Source organism: Pseudomonas sp. SWRI99 (assembly GCF_014270125.1).
In the GTDB taxonomy this organism is placed as follows: Bacteria; Pseudomonadota; Gammaproteobacteria; order Pseudomonadales; family Pseudomonadaceae; genus Aquipseudomonas; species Aquipseudomonas hamedanensis.
On record NZ_JABWQR010000034.1, the window covers coordinates 18,216 to 42,890 of the forward strand.

Here is a 24,675-nt window from a genome sequence, read left to right on the forward strand (position 1 = left end):
TTACCGCTGCCATCACCGCAGCGGCGGCTGCTCTCCCAGCGGCACCACCGCCATGGTCAGGCGCGACACGCAACTGGCCTTGCCTTCGTCGCCGGTCAGGCGGATATCCCAGACATGGGTGGTGCGGCCAATGTGAATCGGCGTGGCCACCGCTGTCACCCGTCCACTGCGCAATCCGCGCAGGTGGTTGGCGTTGATCTCCAGCCCCACGCAGTAAAACTTGCTGGCATCGATACACAGATAACTGGCCATCGAACCGACAGTTTCCGCCAACACCACCGAGGCGCCGCCGTGCAGCAAACCGTACGGTTGGTGAGTGCGATGATCGATGACCATGCTCGCCGTCAGCGACTGCTCGTCGAATGCTTCGAAGCGGATGTCGAGCACTTCACCAATGGTATTTTTCTGGATCGCGTTCAACTGCTCGATGTTTGGAATGGTACGCCACAGGCTCATTGCAGACTTCCCTTGTTGTTTTAGTCGTCGCTCAATCCTGCCACAGCACTGCCTCGCGGCGCTCGCTCCATTCTTCGAAACGGGCGCCATAACGGTCTTCGATCACGTTGCGCTTGATTTTCAGGGTCGGCGTGAGAAAGCCGTTTTCCACGGCCCAGCTGTCCTTGACCACCACCAGCCGGTGCAGGCGCTCATGCTTGTCGAGCACAGCATTGACCTCCTCCAGCAGTTTTTCCAGGCTCGTCTGCAGACTCACCCGCCCCTCGTCCTGGCTGACCGAGGACAGCACACACAAGCCTAACGGCGCACTCAAACCATCGCCCACCACACAGACCTGTTCGATTCGCGAATGCACCGCCAGGCGATTCTCGATGGGCGCCGGCGCGACATATTTGCCTTTGCTGGTCTTGAAGATTTCCTTGAGCCGCCCGGTCAGGCGCAGGCGCCCTTCGCTGTCCTGCTCGCCCTTGTCGCCGGTGCGCAGAAAGCCGTCTTCGGTCAGGGTCTCGGCGGTTTTTTGCGGTTCCTTGAAATAGCCGAGCATGTTCGCCCGGCTGCGCACTTGCACTTCGCCGGACGCATCGATGCGCACTTCAACCTCCGGACAAGGTTTGCCAATCCAGCCTTGTCGGTACTCGCCGGGCAGGCAGATATGCGAGTAGCCGCAACCCTCGGTCATGCCGTAGACCTCCAGCACATCGAGGCCGAGTTTCTGATACCAGGCGAGCAGGGTCGGCGGCACGGGCGCGGCGCCGGACAGCGCCACGCGCAAGGCATCCAGCCCCAGACCCGCCAGCACCTTGTGCCCGACCCGTTTGCCAATCAACGGCAGGCCGAGGAGAAAATCCAGACGTTTCGCCGGGATCTTGCTGTACACGCCCATCTGGAACTTGGTCCAGATGCGCGGCACGCCGAACATCGCGGTCGGCCGCGCCCGCTTGAGGTCGATGATGAAAGTATCGAGGCTCTCAGCGAAAAATACCGTCTGCCCGGTGTAGATCGACGCCAGCTCGACAAACATGCGTTCGGCGACATGGCACAGCGGCAAATACGACAGCAGTCGATCGTCCTCGTTGAGACCGAACAACTGCGTGCCGCGACTGGTGGCGAAACCAAGATTAGCGAAACTGTGCATCACGCCCTTGGGCAGGCCAGTGGTGCCAGAGGTGTAAATAATGGTCGCCAGTTGCTCGGCGGCGGGACGCGGGTCGTCCTGAATCGGCGAACAACCTTGCAGGTCCGCCCAACTGAAATCGAACGCGCCGGGCGGGTGCAGCGGCAGGCTGATGGTTGGCAAACCCACCGGCACGCCTTCGGACATGTCCGCCCAGTCATCGAGTTTGCCGATGAACGCCAGCGCGCTTTGCGAGTGAGTGAGCACCTGCGCCACCGATTCGGCCGTGAGGTTGGGGTACAGCGGCACCGAGACGTGTCCGGCCATCCAGATCGCCAGGTCGGCAATGATCCAGTGCGCGCAATTTTTCGAGATCAGCGCGATATGACTGCCGGACGGCAATTCGCGGGCGCGTAGCCAGTGCGCGGCGCAACGGGCCTGATGGCCGACGTCGGCCCAGGTCAGTGTCTCGACCTGCCCGCCGCCGATGGGCTGCACAAGGAAGCGCTGGCGCGGGTGCCGCGCTTCGCGTTCGTAAAACACATCCAGCGGCAAACGGAAGGCGGCAGACATGCGACTCGCTCCTGTTTTTTTGGTCTGGAGCAAGCGTAGTCAACCAAGCAAGTGCTTGGTTGGATTTTTCAAACAAATAATTTCTTGGAGTCGCAAAAAACCAATGTGGGAAAAAACAATGTGGGAGCGAGCTTGCTCGCGAAAGCGGTGGGTCAGACAACATCAATGTCGAATGGACCACCGCCTTCGCGAGCAGGCTCGCTCCCACAAGGGCGTGTTGTGTTTAAGGGTGTTTCAGGCTGTTGAGCTTCATCGAGCCAATCAGCAGTTCACTGTGCTCAAGCTCCGCCAACCCCGCCGTACTGACCCGCTCCGGCGGATGCCCGGCGCCATGCTGCAGATAGCTGAGCAGATTGCCCACCAAAGGGTTATGGCTGACCAGCAGCACATTGCTGACCGAGACCAATTGCTCGGCGACTTTGTCCGGATCGCTCTCCGGTGTCAGCCAATCGACGGTGCGAATCTCCGGCTCGAAGCCCAACGCCTCGCGAACAATCTGCGCGGTTTGCTGCGCGCGCAGATAAGGGCTGGCGTAAATCGCCGTCAACGGCTGCCCCATTAAATGAGCGGCGCTGCTCAGGACTTCTTTACGGCCATGTTCGGTCAGTTCCCGCTCGGAATCGATCTTCGAGCCGTAAGGCACCGCCTCACCATGACGCAGCACCCAGAGTTTCATAGCTTGGGCTCCTCATCGCGCACCGGATGCGCGGCCGGGGCGACGGTGTGCGGCGCTTCGCCTTCCGGGGTGCGCGGCGTTGGCCAGTCGGCGAACGGCCAGGGTTTCTGGTCACTGTGAAAACTGCCGAAACGGCCAATCTGGGCGAGAAACTGGCTCAGGCTGTCGCCGAAATTCATCAGGCTGGCGCTCGGCGCACCGTAGATCAGACGGTAGATCAGTTGCACCAGCACCACGGCGCCGAGGATGAACTGGGCCACTTGCCAGACCAGCACATAGACAATCATCCACAACACCCGCAGGAGGATGGATTCGTACTTGGCTTCGGTTTTCGGATCGTTCATGGCTCTTCCTGTTGACTCAGTTGAAACCGCTGGTGGAAATGAAATCGACGTCGGTTTTCGGTTCGGCGCGCATCAGTAGACCGATCACCTGCTCCAGCGTGCGTCCTTCGAAGAGAATCGCGTGCAGACCGGCGACCAGCGGCATGTACACGCCGACCTCTTGCGATTTGGCCTTGAGCACTTTGAGCGTGTTGACCCCTTCGGCGACTTCCCCCAGGCGCGACACAGCTTCATCGAGGCTCAGGCCCTGGCCGAGGGCGAAACCGACCTGATAGTTGCGGCTCTTGGGCGAGGAACAGGTAACGATCAGATCACCGACCCCGGCCAAGCCGAGGAAGGTCATAGGATTGGCCCCTTGATTCACCGCAAAGCGGGTCATTTCCGCCAGTGCACGGGTAATCAGCATGCTCTTGGTGTTCTCGCCCATGTTCAGCGCCACCGCCATGCCGGCGATGATCGCGTAGACATTTTTCAACGCCCCGCCCAGCTCGACACCAAAGCGGTCGGCGCTGGCGTACACGCGAAAGGTGCGACCGTGCAGCGCGGCTTGCACCTGCTTGCACAGCGCTTCGTCTTCACTGGCGACCACCGTGGCGGTCAGCGCATGTTCGGCGATTTCCCGCGCCAGGTTCGGCCCGGACAACACGCCAATGCGCGCCTGCGGGGCGATCTCTTCGAGGATCTGGCTCATCAGTTTGAACGTCTGGGCTTCGATGCCTTTGGTCAGGCTGACCAGCATTTTGCCGCTCAACCGCTCAGCATGGGCGGCAAGCACCGTGCGCAGTGCGCTGGACGGCAGCGCAACGAAGCACAACTCGCAGGCATCGAGGGTTTCTTGCAGGTCGGTGACGGCAGTCACGCCCGGCAGAATCTTGATGCCTTTGAGGTAACGCGGGTTTTCGCGGTTTACCCGGATGGCCTCGGCCTGCTCGGGGTCACGCATCCACTGCCGGACTTGATGGCCGTTCTCGGCCAACAGATTGGCCACGGCGGTACCAAAACTTCCGCCTCCCAGGACCGCAATCGGGCGCTGTTCAGTCATATGCAATCCGTTAATCCATACCAGTGGCGATGCCGGCATTATACGGGGCGACCCGGTCGCGGCCAGCCCCTGCGTCAATTACCGACACTTGTAGGAAGAAGACCAATAAAACCTAGGAAAATGCCTACAACGTGACTGGAAAAGTCGCTGCCCTCGGTTAACATGCGCGCCAATTCTTCGCTCTATAGGCTGCGTTGTGTTTTTTGGCCCTCCCCCACCGCGTTCGTCTGTGCTGCTGGCGCTGCTGTTCAGCCCGCTGCTGCAGGCCGACGATCTGTTTGTCGACAGCCAGACGCTGCCGCAGGTGCTGACCGCCACGCGCCTGAAACAGACGCCGGCGCAGGTGCCGGGGAGCATGACCGTACTCGACAGCGAACTGATCGGCGCCAGCGGTGCCCGTGACATCAGCGAGCTGCTGCGCCTGGTTCCGGGGATGATGGTCGGCCATCTCAACGGCAATCAGGCCGCGGTCAATTACCACGGCACCAATGCCACCGGCGCGCGGCGCATGCAGGTGTTGATCGATGGCCGCTCGGTGTACCGCGCAGGCCTGGCCACGGTGGACTGGAGCGATATTCCGGTGGCTCTGGAAGACGTCGAACGCATCGAAGTGTTTCGCGGGCCGAACACCGTCAGCTACGGCGCCAACGCGCTGATGGCGGTGATCAACATCATCACCCGCCACCCCGCGGACAGCCATGGCACGCGGCTGAAGTACACCCGCGGCCAGCGCGGCATCAGCGACTTCTATGCGAGCCAGGGCACCGGCTGGAACGGCGGTGATCTGCGCCTGTCGTTGTCCGGCCAGGAGGACGACGGTTTCGACAGTGATCGCAGCGGCGCCGACTACCGCGACAGCCGCCGCTTGAATCGCCTCAGTCTCGCCGTCAGCCACACCCTGAGCGATGACCAGAGCCTCGACTGGCAACTCAACGCCAAGGACGGCAGCAATCAGCGGCCCTATACCTACCGCCCGGTGTTCTCAGGGATTACCGCCGCCGGGAACAATTCCGACGTGGTGGCCAAGGATTACGCCGGCTCGGTGCGCTGGAACCTCGACATCAACCCCGAACACAGCCTTTACGTACAAGGCTCGGTGCAACACTGGGATCGCCAGCAGACCTGGCGCGCCTGCGACGCCGAGGTCTCGTTCAGCCCGCAACTGGCGCAACTGTGGCAACTGAACCCCAACTACACCGAACGCCTGGCGCGCAACATCAGCCAATTCACCGGCCCCGGCGCGGCACCCGGCACACCGCAGGAGATGGCGCTGGCCAATCAAGTGCTCGGTCAATGGCGCAACGGCGCCAGTCGAACCCTGTGCGGTGACATCGACCAGAGCGCCCGCGAATCGCGCTACGACCTTGAACTGCAAGATACCCTCAGCCTGTCCGACAGCCTGCGTCTGGTCAGCGGCATGAACTATCGCTACGACCGCGCCGACTCCGAAACGTATTTCAACGGCACGCTCGACGACACCACCTGGCGCGCCTTCGGCCAACTCGAGTGGCGCGCCAGTGAACATTGGCTGTTACAGGGCGGGGCGATGTTCGAGGACACGCAACTGGTCGGCAGTTCGCTGACCCCTCGCTTCGCGATCAACTACCTGATCAACCCGCGCCACGGCCTGCGCGCGGTGTACTCCGAGGCGATTCGCTCGCCGGACATGTTCGAGAACAACGTCAACTGGAGCTATCAGGTCAGCAAGCTGCGGCCCTCGGCGTATGGACAGTCGTCGGCGCGTTATTTCGTCCAGACCCGCGGCCCCGGCGATCTCGATCAGGAACACATGCGCTCGCGGGAATTGGGTTACAACGGCTACTTCGCCGAACTCGGCCTGGCGCTGGATGTGAAGCTGTTCTATGACGAAATCACCGGGATGATCAGCGAGCCACTGCGCAACAACCAGTACATCGCCAGCAATGCCAACAGCTCACGCTTTCGCGGCACGGAAACCCAACTGGACTGGCGCGTGAGCGTGGCCGACCGCTTGCGTTTCACCTATGCCTTCGTCGATGCCCGGGCGAGCAATCCGCTGGATCAGCAGTTCACCTCGCGCAACAGCGGTTCCGCCGGCTGGCTGCGCGATTGGGGGCACGGCTGGAACAGCGCCGTCTTCTATTACGGCGACAACGCCCTCAATGGCTACCGCTTCGAACGGATCGACACGCGCATCGCCAAACGTATCCCGCTGGGCAAGGCGCAGGTGCAACTGGCCGGGGTGTTGCAGCAGCGCCTCGATCACGAGCCGAGCACTTTTGTCGATAACAACGATGACGAGCGCCGATTGATGTACTTCAGTGCCGAGCTGGAGTTCTAGCATGCGCAACGGCCTGTCACGGAAGATGCCAAGCGCCGGCCACTGGCTGGCCGGACTCTGCCTGTTTGTGACGGCATGGCTGCACGGCGTCGCGGTGCAGGCAGCCGATATTCTGCTGACCGGTGCCGAGGAAAGCCCAGGCGTGCAGGCGTTCGTTCAGGCGCTCAGCGAATTGCGCCCCACCGATAACGTGCGCTTCCAGCCGCTGGCGAGTCTGCCGGCGGCGGGCAAATTGCCGGCGAGCCTGCGCTTGATCCTGCTCGACCTGCCCGCGCTGGATTGGCGCCGGCAAGACTCACAAGGCCCGGCGACGCTGGTGCTGCGCATCAGCCGCTTGCAGGCGCGGCAGCGCTTTGGTGATTCACAGCCGGCGCGCTTGAGCCTGCTGTGGAGCGATCCGCCGCTGGGCCGACAGTTGCAGCTGATCCGGCGGATATTGCCGCAGGCCCAACGGGTCGGCGTGCTGTTCGATCAGCACAGCGAGTTCCTGCTCAAAGAGCTGAACCTGGCCGCGCAACCGTTGAACCTGCACATCGTCAGCGAGCGCTGGGACGACACCCATGACAGCCGGCCCTTGCAAGCGCTGTTGAAAAACAGCGATGTATTGCTGGGGCTGGACGACCCTGATCTGTACAACCCGAAAACCGCGAAAAACCTGTTGCTCAGCAGCTACTCGCGACAGGTGGCCCTGGTCGGCCCCAACGTTGCGTTCGTACGCGCCGGCAGCCTGGCCAGCACCTACAGCGATCAGAACGATTGGCTGAGCATCCTCGACCGCTTGCTCGACCAGCCGCCGGCAACCTGGCCGCGCACGCTCTATCCCGAGCGATTCAAAGTCTCAAGTAATGCGCAAGTGGCTCGTTCCTTAGGCATCGAACCGCTCAATGAAGCGTCTGCCGCCACTGCGCTGGCCGAAGGAGAACCGCGCCCATGACTTTCCGTCGCCGTTGGGACATCAACACCCGCACCCAACTGATCAGCCTCGGCCCGGCCTTGCTGCTGACCTTGCTGCTGATCAGTTTCTTTACCTTCGTGCGGATTCAGGATCTGCGCCAGGAGCTGAACCACACCGGCCAACTGATCGCCAACCAGTTGGCGCCTGCCACCGAATACGGAGTGATTTCCGGTAACAACGAAGTACTGGAGAGCCTGCTGAAAGCGACCCTGGCCACGCCCAATGTGCGTTTTCTGGAAGTGCAGGACAGCGCCAACCGGATTCTCGTGTACGTCGAGCAACCGGCGGCGGCCCACAGCCGTCCGCATCAGGTCGAAGTGTTTCAGGCGCCGGTGCGCCTGCAACGGATTGCCTTGCACAATGATTTTTTCCAGGACGCCAACGTCAGCAAAAGCGGGGCCAGCGAGGATTATCTGGGCCGGGTAATCGTCGGCCTGTCCAACGATGCATTCAGCCAGCGCCAGCAGGAAATCGTGTTCAAGGCCGCGATCCTCGCGCTGTTCGCATTGCTCTTCACGTTTATTTTGGCGCGGCGCCTGGCCGGCAGCCTGTCGCAGCCGATCCGCGACATTGGCGATGCCGTCAAGGCGATTCAGGAAGGCGACTATAAAACCCCGTTGCCGATTGTCGATGACACCGAACTGGGCGCGCTGTCGCAGCACATCAACAACCTCGCCCAGGCGCTGGAACAGGCCAGCCGCGAGCAGCATCAGGCGATGGCGCAACTGATCCAGACCCGCGAGGAAGCGGAAAAGGCCAACAACGCCAAGTCCGATTTCCTGGCGATGATGAGCCATGAACTGCGCACGCCCATGAACGGTGTGCTGGGCATGTTGCAATTGCTCGAAACCACCGAGATGACCGAAGAGCAGGTCGAATACGCCGCACTCGCGTCAGAATCCACCGAACACCTGCTGAAGGTCATCAACGACATTCTTGATTTCTCGCGGATCGAGCGTGCGGAACTGGAGCTGGAACACATTCCATTCAACCTCGCCGAACTGATCGGCGCCTGTGCGCAGTCGTTCCAGCACAGCGCTGTGCAGCGTGGCCTGGCGCTGAACCTGCGGATCCCGGACGACATGCGCGGCTTGCAGGTTCAGGGCGACCCGACCCGAATCCGGCAGATTCTGGTCAATCTGGTCGGCAATGCGCTGAAGTTCACCGAGCAGGGCCGGGTCAGCATCGAAGCACAATGGCAGTCGCTCGATCATGAACTGCTGTGGTTCACCTGTTCGGTGCGTGACAGCGGCATCGGTATTTCTTCCGAAAGCCTGGAGTTGATGTTCAACGCGTTCCAGCAGGCCGACAGTTCGATTTCCCGGCGTTATGGCGGCACCGGCCTGGGTTTGCCGATTGCCCGCACCCTCGCCGAACGCATGGGCGGCACCTTGCGCGCGCAAAGCGAGGAAGGTCGCGGTTCGGTGTTCACGCTGGAAATTCCTTTGGCGCTGTATAAACAGGCACTGCCGCCACAGGCTACGCCACGAGCCTTGAACGGCAGTGGTCAGGGTGAAGGACGCCAAGTGTTGCTGGTCGAGGACAATCCGGTCAACCAGACCGTGATCGAAGCGATGCTGCGCAGCCTCGGTTTTGCCGTCAGCGTGGCGACCGATGGCGCGCAAGCGGTGCGCAGTGCCGAGGGCGGCGAATTCGAGGTGATTCTGATGGACTGCCGTCTGCCGATCATCGACGGCTATGAAGCCACGCGGCAGATTCGCGAACTGCCCGGACGCCGCGACGTACCGATCATCGCGCTGACCGCCAACGCCTTGCAGGGCGACCGGGAAGCCTGTCTGGCAGCGGGCATGAACGATTACCTGGCGAAGCCGTTCAAACGCAACGACCTACAGCAGATTCTGCAGCGCTGGGTGCGGTAGTGACGGTTTTTCGACCATCTGCGACTGGCGTGAAAAGCGAAAGTGCGGCAGTCTTAGGCACCCGAACGAGCCTCGAAAGGGGCTTGTATAAAAATTTCAGTGCACAAGTGTACATTCATGTCCTTGGTGCTGTGACTTTCACCACAACGCAATAGTCTATGAGTAGGCTGCCGGTTCGAGGCATGAACGCTTTGAACGGTCGGGAAGATTTGCCCCACCTGCCGCATGGGATTATTGAGGAGCTCGCATGACCAAACAAAACGCCTTTACTCGGGAAGACCTGCTGCGCTGCAGTCGCGGTGAGCTGTTCGGCCCAGGTAACGCGCAATTGCCCGCCCCGAACATGCTGATGGTGGATCGCATCACCCATATCAGCGAAGAAGGCGGCAAGTACGGCAAAGGTGAATTGGTCGCCGAGCTGGATATCAACCCTGACCTGTGGTTCTTCGCCTGTCATTTCGAAGGCGATCCGGTGATGCCGGGCTGCCTGGGCCTGGATGCCATGTGGCAACTGGTCGGTTTCTTCCTCGGCTGGCAAGGTTTGCCGGGCCGCGGCCGTGCGCTGGGTTCGGGCGAAGTGAAATTCTTCGGCCAGGTGCTGCCGACGGCCAAGAAAGTCACTTACAACATTCATATCAAGCGCGTCCTCAAGGGCAAGCTGAACATGGCCATCGCCGATGGTTCGGTCAGTGTCGACGGACGCGAAATCTACACCGCCGAAGGCCTCCGGGTCGGCGTGTTCACCTCCACTGACAACTTCTAAGGGTTATTCGCATGCGCCGCGTCGTTATCACTGGTCTGGGCATTGTTTCGTGCCTGGGCAATGACAAAGAGACCGTCTCCGCTAACCTGCGTGCAAGCCGCCCTGGCATCCGGTTCAACCCGGAATATGCTGAAATGGGTCTGCGTAGCCAGGTTTCCGGCTCCATCGACCTCAACCTTGAAGAGCTGATCGATCGCAAGATCTATCGCTTCGTCGGCCACGCAGCGGCTTACGCCTACCTGGCCATGAAAGACGCGATCACTGACTCCGGCCTGACCGAAGAGCAAGTGTCCAACCCGCGTACCGGCCTGATCGCCGGCTCCGGCGGTGCTTCCACGCTGAACCAGATGGAAGCGCTGGACATCCTCCGCGAGAAAGGCGTGAAACGCGTCGGCCCGTACCGCGTTACGCGGACCATGAGCAGCACCGTTTCCGCTTGCCTGGCCACGCCGTTCAAGATCAAGGGCCTGAACTATTCCATCGCTTCTGCCTGCGCCACCAGTGCTCACTGCATCGGTACCGCCATGGAACAGATCCAGATGGGCAAGCAGGACATCGTCTTCGCCGGTGGCGGTGAAGAAGAGCACTGGAGCCAGTCGTTCCTGTTCGACGCCATGGGCGCCTTGTCCAGCAAGCGTAACGACACCCCGGAACAAGCCTCCCGCGCTTATGACAAGGACCGTGACGGTTTTGTCATCGCTGGCGGCGGCGGCATGGTTGTCGTTGAAGAGCTGGAACACGCGCTGGCCCGTGGCGCGAAAATCTACGCCGAGATCGTTGGCTACGGCGCGACCTCCGACGGCTACGACATGGTCGCCCCAAGTGGCGAAGGCGCGATCCGCTGCATGCAGCAGGCGCTGTCGACTGTCGACACCCCGATCGACTACCTGAACACCCACGGCACCTCGACTCCGGTCGGCGACGTCGCGGAAATGAAAGGTGTGCGTGAAGTGTTCGGCGACAAGGCTCCAGCCATCAGCTCGACCAAGAGCCTGTCCGGTCACTCCCTGGGCGCCGCCGGCGTTCACGAAGCGATCTACTGCATGCTGATGATGGAAGGCAACTTCATTGCCGGTTCCGCCAACATCGACGAGCTCGACCCAGAAGTGGCCGATCTGCCGGTGCTGACCAAGACCCGCGAGAACGCCACCCTCAACACCGTGATGAGCAACAGCTTCGGTTTCGGCGGCACCAACGCCACGCTGGTGTTGAAGCGCTGGGAAGGCAAGTAATTCCCCGCTGCTGAGCGACACATGAAAACGCCCCGACTGGTTCGGGGCGTTTTTTTTGGCCGGAAGAAAACTCCTGACCGACACACATCTGTGTAGGAGTGAGCCTGCTCGCGATAGCGGTGGATCAGTCAATATCAGCGGTGACTGATACTCCGCGATCGCGAGCAGGCTCACTCCTACAAGGGGTTTGCGGTGTTCTGAAAATGAAACCTTTGTCATGAAACCAATTGCCCTGCGACCGAATGTCGCGGTTTACGCGGCCTGCAGCACTGTTGCGAAATGCGCAACAACACCTTGCGCCCATCGGCGGTTTACTTAGCTGGCTAACAAAATCTATAACAGAGTCCTGCACATGCCTGCTGCAGAACCTGAAAAAATTGGAGCTAGCAGATGACTGTAAAAGTAACTGAACGCGACGATTCACACATGTCCCACGAAGGCCTGGCCGCCGGTATCCGTATCTGGGATGTGCATCAACAAGACTTGCTGGTCGGCATGTTCCACAACGAGATCGATGCCCACAACTACAAGGCCGAACTGGAAGTGCAGGAACAGCAAAGAGATCTGAAGTCCGCCTGATCAGGCGAACATTGCACATTGTGGCGAGGGAGCTTGCTCCCGCTGGACTGCGCAGCAGGCCCTGCTCTCAGGATAAAGAGCGGGGACGCTTCGCGCCCCAGCGGGAGCAAGCTCCCTCGCCACAATCGCTTACCACATCAGATCGTCAGGGATCTGATAGGCCGCGTACGGATCGTCCTCGGCGTTGACCTCTTCGGTCTGCACGTTGAGCTGAACGATGCGCTGCGGATCGCGCTCCTGGATCTTCAGCGCCGCTTCACGGGGGATCACTTCGTAGCCACCGTTATGGTGCACGATCGCCAGCGAGCCGCTGCTGAGCTTGTTGCGCATCAGCGTGTTGACCGAGATGCGCTTGACCTTCTTGTCATCGACGAAGTTGTAGTAGTCCTCGGTGGTCAGCTTGGGCAGACGCGAGACTTCGATCAACTGCTTGACCTGCGCGGCGCGGGCCTTGGCTTCAGCCTTCTCTTTCTGCTGACGGTTCAGTTCCTGATCGCGCTTGACCTTCTCGGCCATGGCTTCCTGGGCTGCGCGCTGCTGCGAATCATCCAGTTCGATCTGGCCTTTGTGGGCCAGACGCTGCTGCTTCTGCTTGTCTTTGCTGACCTGCTTGGCCTGCTTTTGATTGACCAGTCCTGCCTTGAGCAACTGGTCGCGAAGGGAAAGGCTCATTAATGCTTACTCACTTGGGCAACGGCTCAGCCGCAGCTGGGCTCATTCTTTTCCTGGCGTTTGGCTTCGCCCCACAGGGCGTCCAACTCTTCGAGGGTGCAATCTTCCATGGGACGGTGGGTGTCGCGCAATGCCTGTTCGATAAAACGGAAACGCCTTTCAAATTTGCCGTTGGCGCCACGCAGCGCGGTTTCCGGGTCGACCTTCAGGTGCCGGGCCAGATTGACCACGGAAAACAGCAGGTCGCCGATCTCGTCCGCCACGGCCACCGGATCATTTTCCGACATGGCTTCGAGCACTTCATCGAGCTCTTCGCGCACCTTGTCGAGTACCGGCAAGGCGTCCGGCCAGTCGAAACCGACCTGCCCGGCACGCTTTTGCAACTTGGCCGAGCGCGACAGTGCCGGCAACGTCGTCGGCACATCGTCGAGCAAGGACAACTGTTCGGGCGCCGAGGCTTTCTCGGCGCGCTCTTCGGCTTTGATTTCTTCCCAGCGCTGTTTGACCTGCTCTTCGCTCAAGCGTGGCACGTCGAGCGGCGCATACAGATCGCCGGTAGGGAACACGTGCGGATGGCGGCGGATCAGCTTGCGGGTGATGCCGTCGATCACCCCGGCGAATTCGAACCGCCCTTCTTCTTTGGCCAGTTGGCTGTAATACACCACCTGAAACAACAGATCGCCCAGTTCGCCCTGCAAATGATCGAGATCGCCGCGCTCGATGGCATCGGCCACTTCGTAGGCTTCCTCCAACGTGTGCGGGACGATGGTCGCGTAGGTTTGCTTGATGTCCCACGGACAACCGAACTGCGGATCGCGCAGGCGGGACATCAGGTGGAGCAGGTCTTCCAATGAATACATCATTTATCCGTCTCACCACAAAATCCTGTGGGAGCTGGCTTGCCAGCGATTGCATCACCTCGACTCTCCTGAGAGACCGAGTTGTCTGCATCGCTGGCAAGCCAGCTCCCAAATGGGATCAGAGTCATATTCAAGGGGTACGGTTACGCCGCGTTTCGATGATGTTCGGCAATTGCGAAATCCGCCCCAACAAGCGGCCCAGCGCATCCAGCCCTGGAATCTCGATGGTCAGGGACATCAGCGCCGTGTTGTCTTCCTTGTTCGAACGGGTGTTGACCGCCAGCACGTTGATGCGCTCGTTGAGCAGCACTTGCGAAACGTCACGCAGCAGCCCGGAACGGTCGTAGGCGCGGATGATGATGTCCACCGGATAGGTGAGCACCGGCACCGGCCCCCAGCTGACCTGAATGATCCGTTCCGGCTCGCGCCCGCCCAGTTGCAGCACCGAGGCGCAGTCCTGGCGATGAATGCTCACACCGCGACCCTGGGTGATGTAGCCGACAATCGCGTCGCCCGGCAGCGGCTGGCAGCAGCCGGCCATCTGCGTCATCAGGTTGCCGACGCCCTGAATCTGGATATCACCACGCTTGCCCGGTTTGTAACCGGTGGCCTTGCGCGGAATCAGCTCCAACTGCTCGTTGCCGCGCTCCGGCTCGACCAGTTGTTGCGCGAGGTTGACCAGGTGCGCCTGACGCAGGTCGCCGGCACCGAGGGCAGCGAACATGTCTTCGGCGGTTTTCATATTGGCTTTTTCGGCCAGCTTGTCGAAATCCACCGCCGGTAGACCAAGGCGATTGAGTTCGCGCTCGATCAGGGTTTTACCCGCTGCAACGTTCTGATCGCGAGCCTGCAATTTGAACCAGTGAACAATCTTCGCCCGCGCCCGCGAGGTGGTGACGTAGCCCAGGTTCGGGTTCAGCCAGTCGCGGCTTGGCGTGCCGTGCTTGCTGGTAATGATCTCGACCTGCTCGCCGGTCTGCAGGCTGTAGTTGAGCGGCACGATACGCCCGTTGATCTTCGCGCCCCGGCAGTTGTGGCCGATCTCGGTGTGTACGCGATAGGCGAAATCCAGCGGCGTCGCGCCTTTCGGCAAATCGATGGCGTGACCGTCAGGGGTGAAGATATAAACGCGATCCGGCTCGATATCGACCCGCAATTGTTCAGCCAGACCGCCGATATCACCGAGTTCTTCGTGCCATTCGAGGACCTGACGCAGCCAGGAGATTTTCTCTTCGTAGTGGTTCGAGCCGGATTTGACGTCGGTGCCCTTGTAGCGCCAGTGCGCGCAGACGCCGAGTTCGGCTTCTTCGTGCATCGAGTGGGTGCGGATCTGCACCTCAAGCACTTTGCCTTCCGGGCCGATCACGGCAGTGTGCAGCGAGCGGTAGCCGTTCTCTTTCGGGTTGGCGATGTAGTCGTCGAATTCTTTCGGAATATGCCGCCACAGGGTATGGACGATGCCAAGTGCGGTGTAGCAATCGCGCATTTCCGGGACCAGCACGCGCACGGCGCGCACGTCGTAGATCTGGCTGAACTCCAGACCCTTGCGCTGCATTTTGCGCCAGATCGAATAAATGTGTTTGGCCCGGCCGCTGATGTCGGCGTCGACGCCGGTGGCCTGCAATTCGTCCTTGAGCTGGGTCATCACGTCGCTGATGAAACGCTCGCGGTCCAGCCGCCGCTCGTGGAGCAACTTGGCGATCTGTTTGTATTGATCGGGCTCCAGGTAACGAAAGGACAAATCCTCCAGTTCCCATTTGATATGACCGATGCCGAGCCGGTGCGCGAGGGGCGCATAGATGTCGAAGACTTCCCGGGCGACGCGGTTGCGCTTCTCATCATCGGCGGTTTTCACCGCACGGATGGCGCAGGTGCGCTCGGCCAGTTTGATCAACGCGACGCGCACATCGTCAACCATGGCGACGAGCATCTTGCGCAGGTTTTCCACCTGCCCCTGCGTGCCCATGACCATCGATTGGCGTGGGCTGAGGCTGGCGCTGATGGCCGCCATGCGCTGCACGCCGTCGATCAGCTTGGCCACCACAGGACCGAAGCGCTGGCCGACTGCGGCGAGTTCGATCTGGCCCTCACGTACGCCGCGATACAGGACCGCCGCGACCAGCGAATCCTGATCGAGCTTGAGGTCGGCAAGAATCTCGGCGATTTCCAGACCAGTACTGAAACTGCCGGAGCCTTCGGCCCACAGATTCTTCTTGGCATTGGACTGTTGTTCGGCCTCGCGAGCGAACTCGCAGGCTTCTTTCAAGGCCTCGCGATCCAGTGCCAGATCGACACTGACCGCATGATCGAGCCAGGCCTCGAGGTTGATACTGCCGTCAGTGTTGATCGGCTGGTGTGCTCTCACCTGTACCATGCTGCTTTACCTTCCCTACGACGCAGATTCAATGCGTCAAATCGCTGACCTGTACTGCCCGTTTGCGCTCGCGGGGCTCAAGCGAGCGCTGCGCGGAAAGATCAGACGGATTCAGACGAGCCATCCTGGCCCGCTTCAAATAACGCCATGGCCTCGACATGTGCCGTCTGAGGAAACATATCGAGAATCCCGGCACGTTTTAACCGGTAGCCCTGCTTGATCAATTCCACCGTGTCGCGCGCCAGCGTTGCCGGGTTGCACGACACATACACCAGCCGTTTTGCACCCAGGGTCGCCAACTGGCGTACCACCTCGAAAGCACCGTCACGCGGTGGGTCCAAGAGTACCGCAGAAAAGCCGTTTGCGATCCACTGGGCAGCGCTCAAAGGCTGGGATAAATCGGCTTGAAAAAACTTTGTGTTATGCAAATTGTTACTGACGGCGTTGGCAGCGGCCCGCTCGACCATGGTCTGCACGCCCTCCACCGCCACCACTTCACGCACGCTTTGGGCCAGCGGCAGCGCAAAGTTGCCCAGCCCGCAAAACAGGTCCAGTACCCGTTCCTCGCGCGCCGGTTTCAGCCAGTCCAGCGCCTGCGCAACCATTGCCTCGTTGACCGCGGCATTGACCTGAACGAAGTCCCCCGGCCGGTAAGCCAGCTCCAGATCCCACTGCTCAAGGCGATAACCGAGCGTCTGACCCGCCTCGACCGGTTGAGGTTCACCCTCGCCATGCAGCCACAGTTGCGCCTCATGAAACTGGCAAAACTCCTTGAGGATCGTCAGGTCCGCTTCGGACAACGGCGCCATGTGCCGCAGCAATAGTGCCAATGACGAGCCGCTGAACAACTCGACATGCCCCAGCGCCTGCGGTTTGCTCAAGCGCCGCAACATCTCCGGCAACCGGGTCATGATCGGTTGCAAGGGCTGTACCAGCACCGGGCACTCGCTGATCGCGACGATGTCCTGACTGCCGGCAGCGCGGAAGCCGACTTCCAGCTTTTTCGCTTTCATGTCCCAGCGCACGGCAATACGCGCACGGCGACGGTAGCCGAATTCCGGGCCGGTCAGCGGCGCTGCCCATTCTTCTGGTTCGACACCGGCAACCCGCGACAATTGCTCGGCGAGCATGCGCTGTTTCAGGGCGAGCTGTTCGTCGTGGGGCAAATGCTGGACGCTGCAACCGCCGCAACGGCCGGCGTGCGGGCACGGCGCCGGGCGACGCAATGCACTGGCGGTGAACACGCGTTCGGTGCGCGCTTCGACCACTTTGCCGTGGGCGCCTAGCACCCGCGCTTCGACGTCTTCGCCCGCAAGGGCGCCGAGGACGAACCAGGTCCGGCCTTCGAAAAACGCGATACCGCGACCGTCATTGGCCAGGCGCTCGATGCTCAAGCGCTGCTTTTTTCCGGTCGGGACTTGCGGGGCCTTGCTGCCGCCGGTGGGCTGGAAGCGCAGGCCTCTCTCGTGTTTGGCCATCAGTTGGGTGCGTCGAAAATGCCGGTCGACAGGTAACGGTCGCCACGGTCGCAGATGATCGCGACGATCACCGCATTCTCAACTTCCCGAGACAAACGCAGCATCGCCGCCACCGCACCGCCCGAGGACACACCGCAGAAGATGCCCTCTTCACGCGCCAGGCGACGGGTCACGTCTTCGGCTTCGCTTTGCGCCATGTCGACGATGCGATCGACGCGCTCGGCCTGATAGATCTTCGGCAGATATTCCTGAGGCCAGCGGCGGATGCCCGGGATGGCCGAGCCTTCCATCGGTTGCAGGCCGACGATCTGCACGCTGTCGCTCTGCTCCTTGAGGTAGCGCGAGACGCCCATGATGGTGCCGGTGGTACCCATCGAGCTGACGAAGTGCGTGATGCTGCCCTGGGTCTGACGCCAGATTTCCGGACCGGTGGTGGTGTAGTGCGCCTCAGGATTGTCGCCATTGGCGAACTGGTCGAGCACCTTGCCGCGGCCTTCGGCTTCCATGCGCTGGGCAAGGTCGCGGGCGCCTTCCATGCCTTCTTCCTGGCTGACCAGAATCAGTTCGGCACCGTAGGCGGTCATGGCCGCCTTGCGCTCGGCGCTGGAGTTGTCCGGCATGATCAGGATCATCTTGTAACCCTTGATCGCAGCGGCCATGGCCAAAGCGATACCGGTGTTGCCGGAGGTCGCTTCGATCAACGTGTCGCCGGGATTGATTTGCCCGCGCAACTCGGCGCGAGTGATCATCGACAGCGCCGGACGGTCCTTGACCGAACCCGCCGGGTTGTTCCCTTCGAGCTTGAGCAATAGGGTGTTGCTGGTGGCGCCGGGCAGGCGCTGCAAACGCACCAGCGGCGTGTTGCCGACGCAATCGGCGATGGTTGGGTACTGCAGGGTCATGGCGTATTCGCAATCCAGACGTGCGGGGGCGCCTATCATACCGGCAAACCCGCGCAGGCCATATCACGCAAAGTGCGGTGCTTATGGTTTATGGGAATAAGGGACAGCTAGTCTGTGTTTTCCGTATGGGCCGTATCCAAGGCATAAAACTCATGCAGCTTGGCTTGCAGCAACTGTTTATCCGGCAAGCATGTTTGATATTGCGCGATCAAGGCTGGCGAGAGGCTGCGGTTGAGGGCGTACTCCACGACCTCGTCCTCTTTACTGGCGCAGAGCAACACACCGATGGCCGGATTTTCGTGGGGCTTGCGGACATTGCGGTCCAGCGCCTCCAGATAGAAATCCAGCTTGCCCAGATACTCTGGCTCGAAACGCCCGACCTTGAGTTCAATAGCGACCAGGCAATTGAGCCCTCGGTGGAAGAACAAAAGGTCCAGCGCAAAATCCCGACCGCCGACTTGCAGCGGATATTCGGAGCCGACAAAGCAGAAGTCCCGACCAAGCTCGATGAGGAAGTCCTTCAGCCTTGCCAGGAGCCCTTGGTGCAGATCGGTTTCAGAATGAGCAGAAGGCAGGTCGAGGAATTCGACCATGTAGGAGTCGCGGAATATTTCAAGGGCTGCCGGGTGCGTTTGTTTGAGCGCGGCGGAGGTTTTCGCTGGATCGGCAATGGTTCGCTCGAACAGAGCGGCTTTCAGCTGTCGCTCCAGTTCCCGCTTTGACCACTTTTCCTGGACGGCCATTCGCAGGTAGAAAGCCCGCTCCTCAGGACATTTGCTCTGACTCAAAATGATCATGTTATGAGTCCACGGCAATTGTCTCACCAGTGGTGAGACAATTGCTTCGTCTCGATAAGTCTCATAAAACTGGCGCATGCGGAACAGATTGGGTCGGGTGAATCCACGCAGACCTGGCTGGGTCTGAGCGAGATGCGCTGCCAGTTGAACGATGACAGAATCCCCCCACTCCGCCCGCTCAATCTTGCGACTGATATGCGCGCCCACCTGCCAGTAAAGCTCGATCAGGTGAGTATTGACCGCCTGCATGGCCTTGTGTCTGGAACTGTGGATCAGCGCGAGCACTTCATTGAAACGGTCGCCATCTGAGCTGCCGGTAAGGCTGGATGCATTCATGCGCAATTCCTTGAAGGTTAGGTGAAGCACGAGCCTAAACCGTTCGGGAAGCTCAAAATGACCGCTGGTGCAGCTTGGGAAATGTCATACAGAAAAAGACGAGCGCTCCGTCAAGTCAGCAGGATAGGGCGCGCGAATGGACTACATCGCGAGCAGGCTCACTCCTACAAGGGGATTTATGTTGTTCAACTGATCTGCGGTGAACGCAAATCCATTGTAGGAGTGAGCCTGCTCGCGATAGCGTCATTCGGCGCAACACCATCATCCGCCAGCAACCGCAAATTCAGCCGCAACCCCGCCCCGCTGTTCTGCGCCCAGAGCAACCCGCCCTGACGCTGCACCGCATTGCGCGCAATGCTCAAGCCCAACCCAAACCCACCATCCCCCGGCCGCGAGCCGTCGAGTCGAATGAACGGCGAAAAGATCCTCTCCAGATCCTCTTCAGCCACGCCGCCGCCCTGGTCCTCCAGCCACAAATGCCAATACTCGCCATCGCGCCGACCATCGAGGCGCACGATCCCACCCTCGGGTGAGTGACGAATGGCGTTTCGCAGGATGTTTTCCAGCGCTTGCGCCAGTGTATTGAGGTTGCCGCGCACCCAGCACGATGCTTCAACCGTGCATTGCAACTGCAAGCTCGGCCAGCCGCTTTCATAACAGGCGTTGTCGGTGAGCATTTCCCACAGTGCCTGAATCTGTATCGCTTCGTCCGGCAACGGCGAGCGGTCGGTGTCCAGCCAGGCCAGTTGCAGGGTGTCCTCGACCAGCCGCTGCATGCCGTCGACTTCACGGCCGATGCGTTGACGCAATTGCAGCAGCTCTTGCTCGCTCTCGCTGGCCACGCGCAAGCGACTCAGCGGCGTGCGCAGTTCGTGGGACAGGTCGCGCAATAATTGCTGTTGCAGGGCGACGGTGGATTGCAGACGTTCGGACATGGAATCGAACGCTCGCGCCAGCTCGCCGAGTTCATCCGGGCGCTGGGTGATGCCGCTCGACAGGCGCACGTTCAACTGATCGGCGCGCCAGGCGTTGGCCTGTTCGCGCAGGTTGTTCAGCGGCACCACCAGCAGCCGATACAGGCCGACGCAGAGCATCAAGGTGAACAGCCCGGGAATCACGCCGTTGGTAATGACCCGCCAGAACACCCGGTATTTGCCCGGGATAAAGCGCTCCGGCAATTCGATAACGAGGATGCCGGCGGCAGGATCCAGGGGAAACGGCACGCGCAGCCACGGCCGGCCTTTCTTGTGAATCGGCCAATCGAGGCCGCGCAGAAACGTCAGGTGCTGCACTTCTGCCGCGTTCAACGGCTCGCTGCTCAGCGACTGCAAATCAGCGCCAATGACGCCGACCCAACTGGCCTCGCGCAGTTGCATGCCCTGCAACCAGTCGTCGACGCCATTGCGCCCGCCGCGCTGCCACGCCTGCTCGGCCTGTGCGGCATAACGGCCGAGGGTGCTGCGCGCTTCATTGGAAAGAAACTGATTGCGCTCCTCCATGTAGCGGCCCCACGACCAGCTCAGCCAGATCATCAGCAGACAGAACGCCACCAGCAGACATGCCAGCTTCCAGAACAGCGAATGCCGCCCCGGCAGCTCAGACAGTTTCATCGGCGGCGCTCAAGACATAACCCTTGCCCCACACCGTGCGCACTTCGCGCTCGGTGTAACCGATGGCTTTGAGTTTGCGACGAATCTGGCTGATGTGCATGTCGAGGCTGCGGTCATGGGCGGCGTAGCCGCGCTGCAAGACATGTTGATAAAGGAAGGCTTTGCTCAGCACTTCCTCGTTGTTGCGGTGCAGGGTTTCGAGCAATCGAAATTCGCTGCGGGTCAGCCCGGCCGCCTGTTCGCGGAAAAACACCTCGCATTGTTCCTCATCGAAACGCAAGGTGCCGCTGGCCATCGCAGCGGCCGCGACGGGCGGACGCCGATCCAGCGCCACCCGGCGCAGGATCGCCTCGATGCGCACGTGCAACTCGGCCATGCTGAACGGCTTGGGCAGGTAGTCGTCGGCGCCGAGACGAAAACCACTGATGCGATCGGCCTCGGCCCCCAGCGCCGACATCAGCAACACCGGCGTCGAATGACTCTGGCGCAGTTGCGTCAGCAGGTTCAGGCCATCGAGCCCCGGCAGCAGAATATCCATGAGCACTACGTCGAACGGCTGGCGCTGGGCGATGTTCAGGCCTTCCTGGCCGTTCTGGCACCAGGTCACCTGAAAGCCGCTACGGCCCAGATGCTCGTGCACATAAGCGCCGAGGACCGGATCGTCTTCAATGGAAAGGATACGTGGCTGGGTGGCGGAAACAGGAGTCATGAGTATCTGCAAGTAATTCTCAGTTGGCGGATTATTCAAGATTGTCCGACAGCGGGCAACACAAGGTTCGTCTGCCGGACGAACGAGCGCGAACGTGACCCTGCATTTTCCGCAAGATTGCCCGCCTGCAAATCGCTACACTGCGACCATGTCGCGTGCCGGATGCACGCATGTGTCAACAGATCAGCGGGATGCGGGAGATAGGCGTGCTCAAGAAACTGGGAATCAAAGGTCGCGTACTGTTGCTGACCTTATTGCCGACCAGCCTGATGGCGCTGGTGCTGGGTGGCTATTTCACCTGGACGCAGCAGACCGACCTGCAGAGCCAATTGATGCAGCGCGGCGAAATGATTGCCGAGCAACTGGCGCCGTTGGTAGCACCGGCGATGGGGCACGGCGATGCCAATCTGCTCGAACGCATCGCCACTCAATCGCTTGAACAACCCGACGTGCGCGCAGTGACCTTCCTCGCTCCGGACCGCTCGCCCCTGGCCCATGCTGGCCCGACCATGCTCAACCAGGCGCCGAACGGCGACAGTGCGCAACTGCAACGGCGCAGCGGCAACGATGCCACCCGCTACCTGATGCCGGTCTTCGGCAAGCACCGCAACCTGGCCGGAGAAGTCATTCCCGCCGAATCCGACCGCCTGCTCGGCTGGGTCGAGCTGGAACTGTCACACAACGGCATGTTGCTGCGCGGTTATCGCAGCCTGTTCGCCAGTCTGCTGCTCATCGCTGCCGGGCTGGCCGGTGCCGCCCTGCTGGCATTGCGCATGGGCCGAACCATCAACCACCCGCTGAGCCAGATCAAACAGGCCGTCGCGCAACTCAAGGATGGTCACCTGGAGACCCGTTTGCCACCGCTGGGCAGCCACGAACTGGATGAGCTGGCCTCGGGGATCAATCGCATGGCCGGTACCCTGCAGAACGCCCGCGAAGAATTGCAGCACAGCGTCGATCAGGCCACCGAAGACGTGCGGCAGAATCTGGAGACCATCGAGATCCAGAACATCGAACTGGACCTGGCCCGCAAAGAAGCCCTGGAAGCCAGCCGGATCAAATCCGAATTCCTCGCCAACATGAGTCACGAGATCCGCACGCCGCTCAACGGTATCCTCGGTTTCACTCACTTGTTGCAGAAAAGCGAACTGACCCCGCGTCAGCTCGATTACCTGGGCACCATCGAAAAATCCGCCGACAGCCTGCTGGGCATCATCAACGAGATTCTCGACTTCTCGAAAATCGAGGCCGGCAAACTGGTGCTCGACCACATTCCGTTCAATCTGCGCGATCTGTTGCAGGACACCCTGACCATCCTCGCCCCGGCCGCGCATGCCAAACAATTGGAGCTGGTCAGTCTGGTGTACCGCGACACGCCGCTGTCGCTGGTCGGCGATCCGCTGCGGCTCAAGCAGATCCTCACCAACCTTGTGAGCAACGCGATCAAGTTCACCCGCGAAGGCACCATCGTCGCCCGGGCGATGCTTGAAGACGAACGCGAAGACAGCGTGCAATTGCGCATCAGCATTCAGGACACTGGCATCGGCTTGTCGAGTCAGGACGTGCGCGCGTTGTTTCAAGCGTTCAGCCAAGCCGACAATTCGCTGTCGCGCCAACCCGGCGGCACCGGTCTGGGGCTGGTGATTTCCAAGCGCCTGATCGAGCAAATGGGCGGCGAGATCGGCGTCGACAGCACCCCGGGCGAAGGCTCGGAGTTCTGGATCAGCCTGAGCCTGCCCAAGACCCGCGACGATGCCGAAGACTTGCCTGCCGCGCCGCTGCTGGGACGGCGCGTCGCGGTGCTGGAGAATCACGAACTGGCGCGTCAGGCGTTGCAGCATCAACTGGAAGACTGCGGCCTCGACGTCACGCCGTTCAATACCCTGGAGAGTCTGAGCAACGGGGTCACCGGTGCGCACCAGACCGATCAGGCGATTGACCTGGCGGTCATTGGCATCACCAGCAACGACATGCTGCCGGAGCGCTTGAATCAGCATATCTGGGACCTCGAACACCTCGGCTGCAAAGTGCTGGTGCTGTGCCCGACCACCGAGCAGACGCTGTTTCACCTGTCGGTGCCCAACCCGCACAGCCAGTTGCAGGCCAAACCGGCCTGCACCCGCAAGCTGCGGCGTGCCCTGTCCGATCTGGTCAATCCGCGCCAGCCGCGCAATGAACCGAGCGAGCCGTTGTCGAGCCGGGCGCCGCGGGTGCTGTGTGTCGACGACAATCCGGCCAACCTCCTGCTGGTGCAAACCCTGCTTGAAGACATGGGCGCGCGGGTACTCGCCGTGGAAAGCGGCTACGCGGCGGTCAAGGCGGTGCAGACTGAGTCCTTCGATCTGGTGCTGATGGACGTGCAGATGCCGGGCATGGACGGCCGGCAAAGCACCGAAACCATTCGCCAGTGGGAAAGTGAACGACATTGCACGCCACTGCCGATTGTCGCCCTTACCGCCCACGCCATGGCCAACGAAAAACGCGCGCTGCTGCAAAGCGGCATGGACGATTACCTGACCAAGCCCATCAGCGAGCGGCAACTGGCGCAGGTGGTGCTGAAGTGGACCGGGCTGGCCTTGCGTAATCAAGCCCCGGAGCGGCCCGGCGACAGTGCGGTGGGCAACCATGAGCTGCCCGTCCTCGATCACGAAGAAGGCCTGCGTCTGGCGGCCGGCAAGGCGGATCTGGCAGCGGACATGCTGGCGATGCTGCTGGCGTCACTGGAAGCCGACCGCGAAGCCATCCGGGCGGCGCGTGACAGTCACGACCACAACGCCCTGCTCGAACGCGTGCATCGCCTGCATGGCGCCACCCGCTACTGCGGTGTGCCGCAATTGCGCGCCGCCTGCCAGCGCAGCGAAACACTGCTCAAGCAGGACGATCCGAAATCCGCCGCCGCCCTCGACGAGCTGGAGCGTTCGATCAACCGCCTCGCGGCGCAGGCCAGAATCGGCGCCTGATCCACGACAATGCCGGCTGCGCCGATTGCACTACAGTGGGCGC

The 24,675-nt window shown here is 61.1% G+C and carries 20 protein-coding genes; 7 read left to right on the forward strand and 13 right to left on the reverse strand.

Translation table 11 applies throughout. From position 1 onward, the window contains the following. Positions 1-12 precede the first annotated feature (12 nt). The 5 genes from HU743_RS23270 to HU743_RS23290 form a co-directional block, all read right to left on the reverse strand. Positions 13-456 (reverse strand): hotdog fold thioesterase, encoded by a 444-nt coding sequence (locus HU743_RS23270; RefSeq protein WP_186651457.1) that lies wholly within the window; start codon positions 454-456, stop codon positions 13-15. A gap of 31 nt (positions 457-487) precedes the next feature. After that, positions 488-2,143 (reverse strand): AMP-binding protein, encoded by a 1,656-nt coding sequence (locus HU743_RS23275; protein WP_186651459.1) that lies wholly within the window; start codon positions 2,141-2,143, stop codon positions 488-490. A 223-nt stretch (positions 2,144-2,366) separates the two neighbouring features. Further along, positions 2,367-2,819, reverse strand: coding sequence for a phosphohistidine phosphatase SixA (gene sixA / locus HU743_RS23280; protein ID WP_186551745.1), 453 nt, complete (start codon positions 2,817-2,819; stop codon positions 2,367-2,369). Continuing rightward, positions 2,816-3,163 carry a DUF4389 domain-containing protein gene (locus tag HU743_RS23285; protein ID WP_186551744.1) on the reverse strand — a complete coding sequence of 116 codons (348 nt, stop codon included), beginning with the start codon at positions 3,161-3,163 and terminating at the stop codon, positions 2,816-2,818. The genes sixA and HU743_RS23285 overlap by 4 nt, the downstream gene beginning before the upstream one ends. A 16-nt stretch (positions 3,164-3,179) precedes the next feature. Then, on the reverse strand, positions 3,180-4,205 hold the full coding sequence (locus HU743_RS23290) for an NAD(P)H-dependent glycerol-3-phosphate dehydrogenase (protein ID WP_186651461.1): 1,026 nt from the start codon (positions 4,203-4,205) through the stop codon (positions 3,180-3,182). 196 nt (positions 4,206-4,401) lie between these two features. Here HU743_RS23290 and HU743_RS23295 point away from each other — a divergent pair, with 196 nt between their 5' ends. From HU743_RS23295 to HU743_RS23320, 6 genes are all read left to right on the forward strand, one after another. Further along, positions 4,402-6,525: a TonB-dependent receptor gene (locus HU743_RS23295; protein ID WP_186651464.1), complete on the forward strand. Its 2,124-nt coding sequence runs from the start codon at positions 4,402-4,404 to the stop codon at positions 6,523-6,525. 1 nt (position 6,526) lies between these two features. Then, positions 6,527-7,459 (forward strand): ABC transporter substrate-binding protein, encoded by a 933-nt coding sequence (locus HU743_RS23300; protein ID WP_186651466.1) that lies wholly within the window; start codon positions 6,527-6,529, stop codon positions 7,457-7,459. Next, positions 7,456-9,360, forward strand: coding sequence for an ATP-binding protein (locus HU743_RS23305; protein ID WP_186651467.1), 1,905 nt, complete (start codon positions 7,456-7,458; stop codon positions 9,358-9,360). The genes HU743_RS23300 and HU743_RS23305 overlap by 4 nt, the downstream gene beginning before the upstream one ends. 247 nt (positions 9,361-9,607) lie before the next feature. Further along, positions 9,608-10,123: a 3-hydroxyacyl-[acyl-carrier-protein] dehydratase FabA gene (gene fabA / locus HU743_RS23310; protein ID WP_024013962.1), complete on the forward strand. Its 516-nt coding sequence runs from the start codon at positions 9,608-9,610 to the stop codon at positions 10,121-10,123. Between the two features lie 11 nt (positions 10,124-10,134). Next, entirely contained in the window at positions 10,135-11,355 is a 1,221-nt protein-coding gene (gene fabB, locus HU743_RS23315) for a beta-ketoacyl-ACP synthase I (protein WP_186529698.1), read from the forward strand. A gap of 390 nt (positions 11,356-11,745) precedes the next feature. Next, positions 11,746-11,934 carry a hypothetical protein gene (locus HU743_RS23320; RefSeq protein ID WP_186551739.1) on the forward strand — a complete coding sequence of 63 codons (189 nt, stop codon included), beginning with the start codon at positions 11,746-11,748 and terminating at the stop codon, positions 11,932-11,934. 129 nt (positions 11,935-12,063) lie between these two features. Here HU743_RS23320 and HU743_RS23325 read toward each other — a convergent pair whose 3' ends face one another. The 8 genes from HU743_RS23325 to HU743_RS23360 form a co-directional block, all read right to left on the reverse strand. Further along, positions 12,064-12,606 (reverse strand): DUF2058 domain-containing protein, encoded by a 543-nt coding sequence (locus HU743_RS23325; protein WP_186551738.1) that lies wholly within the window; start codon positions 12,604-12,606, stop codon positions 12,064-12,066. A gap of 26 nt (positions 12,607-12,632) precedes the next feature. Continuing rightward, entirely contained in the window at positions 12,633-13,466 is an 834-nt protein-coding gene (gene mazG / locus HU743_RS23330) for a nucleoside triphosphate pyrophosphohydrolase (protein ID WP_186651495.1), read from the reverse strand. Between the two features lie 130 nt (positions 13,467-13,596). After that, complete coding sequence (relA, locus tag HU743_RS23335) at positions 13,597-15,840, reverse strand: GTP diphosphokinase (RefSeq protein WP_039757831.1); 2,244 nt, start codon at positions 15,838-15,840, stop codon at positions 13,597-13,599. A gap of 101 nt (positions 15,841-15,941) precedes the next feature. After that, entirely contained in the window at positions 15,942-17,318 is a 1,377-nt protein-coding gene (gene rlmD / locus HU743_RS23340) for a 23S rRNA (uracil(1939)-C(5))-methyltransferase RlmD (RefSeq protein ID WP_186551736.1), read from the reverse strand. Beyond that, the gene (gene cysM / locus HU743_RS23345; RefSeq protein ID WP_186622229.1) at positions 17,318-18,220 is read right to left on the reverse strand and encodes a cysteine synthase CysM; all 903 of its coding nucleotides are present in this window, start codon (positions 18,218-18,220) and stop codon (positions 17,318-17,320) included. Before cysM ends, rlmD begins: the two co-directional genes overlap by 1 nt. A 107-nt stretch (positions 18,221-18,327) precedes the next feature. Continuing rightward, a complete protein-coding gene (locus HU743_RS23350) occupies positions 18,328-19,353 on the reverse strand; it encodes a PDDEXK nuclease domain-containing protein (protein WP_186651468.1) in 1,026 nt (341 codons plus the stop codon). A 185-nt stretch (positions 19,354-19,538) separates the two neighbouring features. Further along, positions 19,539-20,963, reverse strand: a complete 1,425-nt coding sequence (locus HU743_RS23355; RefSeq protein ID WP_186651470.1) for a sensor histidine kinase — start codon at positions 20,961-20,963, stop codon at positions 19,539-19,541. Beyond that, complete coding sequence (locus HU743_RS23360) at positions 20,950-21,672, reverse strand: response regulator transcription factor (RefSeq protein WP_186651472.1); 723 nt, start codon at positions 21,670-21,672, stop codon at positions 20,950-20,952. The genes HU743_RS23355 and HU743_RS23360 overlap by 14 nt, the downstream gene beginning before the upstream one ends. A gap of 206 nt (positions 21,673-21,878) precedes the next feature. Between HU743_RS23360 and HU743_RS23365 the strand changes: the two genes are divergently transcribed. After that, positions 21,879-24,632 carry a response regulator gene (locus HU743_RS23365; protein ID WP_186622204.1) on the forward strand — a complete coding sequence of 918 codons (2,754 nt, stop codon included), beginning with the start codon at positions 21,879-21,881 and terminating at the stop codon, positions 24,630-24,632. The last annotated feature ends 43 nt before the right edge of the window (positions 24,633-24,675 follow it).

What these genes read in the sequence shown, in the direction of transcription:
- HU743_RS23270 (WP_186651457.1), bottom strand. Translation starts at nt 456, where the DNA reads ATGAGCCTGTGGCGTACCATTCCAAACATCGAGCAGTTGAACGCGATC.
- HU743_RS23275 (WP_186651459.1), bottom strand. Translation starts at nt 2,143, where the DNA reads ATGTCTGCCGCCTTCCGTTTGCCGCTGGATGTGTTTTACGAACGCGAA.
- sixA (WP_186551745.1), bottom strand. Translation starts at nt 2,819, where the DNA reads ATGAAACTCTGGGTGCTGCGTCATGGTGAGGCGGTGCCTTACGGCTCG.
- HU743_RS23285 (WP_186551744.1), bottom strand. Translation starts at nt 3,163, where the DNA reads ATGAACGATCCGAAAACCGAAGCCAAGTACGAATCCATCCTCCTGCGG.
- HU743_RS23290 (WP_186651461.1), bottom strand. Translation starts at nt 4,205, where the DNA reads ATGACTGAACAGCGCCCGATTGCGGTCCTGGGAGGCGGAAGTTTTGGT.
- HU743_RS23300 (WP_186651466.1), top strand. Translation starts at nt 6,527, where the DNA reads ATGCGCAACGGCCTGTCACGGAAGATGCCAAGCGCCGGCCACTGGCTG.
- HU743_RS23305 (WP_186651467.1), top strand. Translation starts at nt 7,456, where the DNA reads ATGACTTTCCGTCGCCGTTGGGACATCAACACCCGCACCCAACTGATC.
- fabA (WP_024013962.1), top strand. Translation starts at nt 9,608, where the DNA reads ATGACCAAACAAAACGCCTTTACTCGGGAAGACCTGCTGCGCTGCAGT.
- fabB (WP_186529698.1), top strand. Translation starts at nt 10,135, where the DNA reads ATGCGCCGCGTCGTTATCACTGGTCTGGGCATTGTTTCGTGCCTGGGC.
- HU743_RS23320 (WP_186551739.1), top strand. Translation starts at nt 11,746, where the DNA reads ATGACTGTAAAAGTAACTGAACGCGACGATTCACACATGTCCCACGAA.
- HU743_RS23325 (WP_186551738.1), bottom strand. Translation starts at nt 12,606, where the DNA reads ATGAGCCTTTCCCTTCGCGACCAGTTGCTCAAGGCAGGACTGGTCAAT.
- mazG (WP_186651495.1), bottom strand. Translation starts at nt 13,466, where the DNA reads ATGTATTCATTGGAAGACCTGCTCCACCTGATGTCCCGCCTGCGCGAT.
- relA (WP_039757831.1), bottom strand. Translation starts at nt 15,840, where the DNA reads ATGGTACAGGTGAGAGCACACCAGCCGATCAACACTGACGGCAGTATC.
- rlmD (WP_186551736.1), bottom strand. Translation starts at nt 17,318, where the DNA reads ATGGCCAAACACGAGAGAGGCCTGCGCTTCCAGCCCACCGGCGGCAGC.
- cysM (WP_186622229.1), bottom strand. Translation starts at nt 18,220, where the DNA reads ATGACCCTGCAGTACCCAACCATCGCCGATTGCGTCGGCAACACGCCG.
- HU743_RS23350 (WP_186651468.1), bottom strand. Translation starts at nt 19,353, where the DNA reads ATGAATGCATCCAGCCTTACCGGCAGCTCAGATGGCGACCGTTTCAAT.
- HU743_RS23355 (WP_186651470.1), bottom strand. Translation starts at nt 20,963, where the DNA reads ATGAAACTGTCTGAGCTGCCGGGGCGGCATTCGCTGTTCTGGAAGCTG.
- HU743_RS23360 (WP_186651472.1), bottom strand. Translation starts at nt 21,672, where the DNA reads ATGACTCCTGTTTCCGCCACCCAGCCACGTATCCTTTCCATTGAAGAC.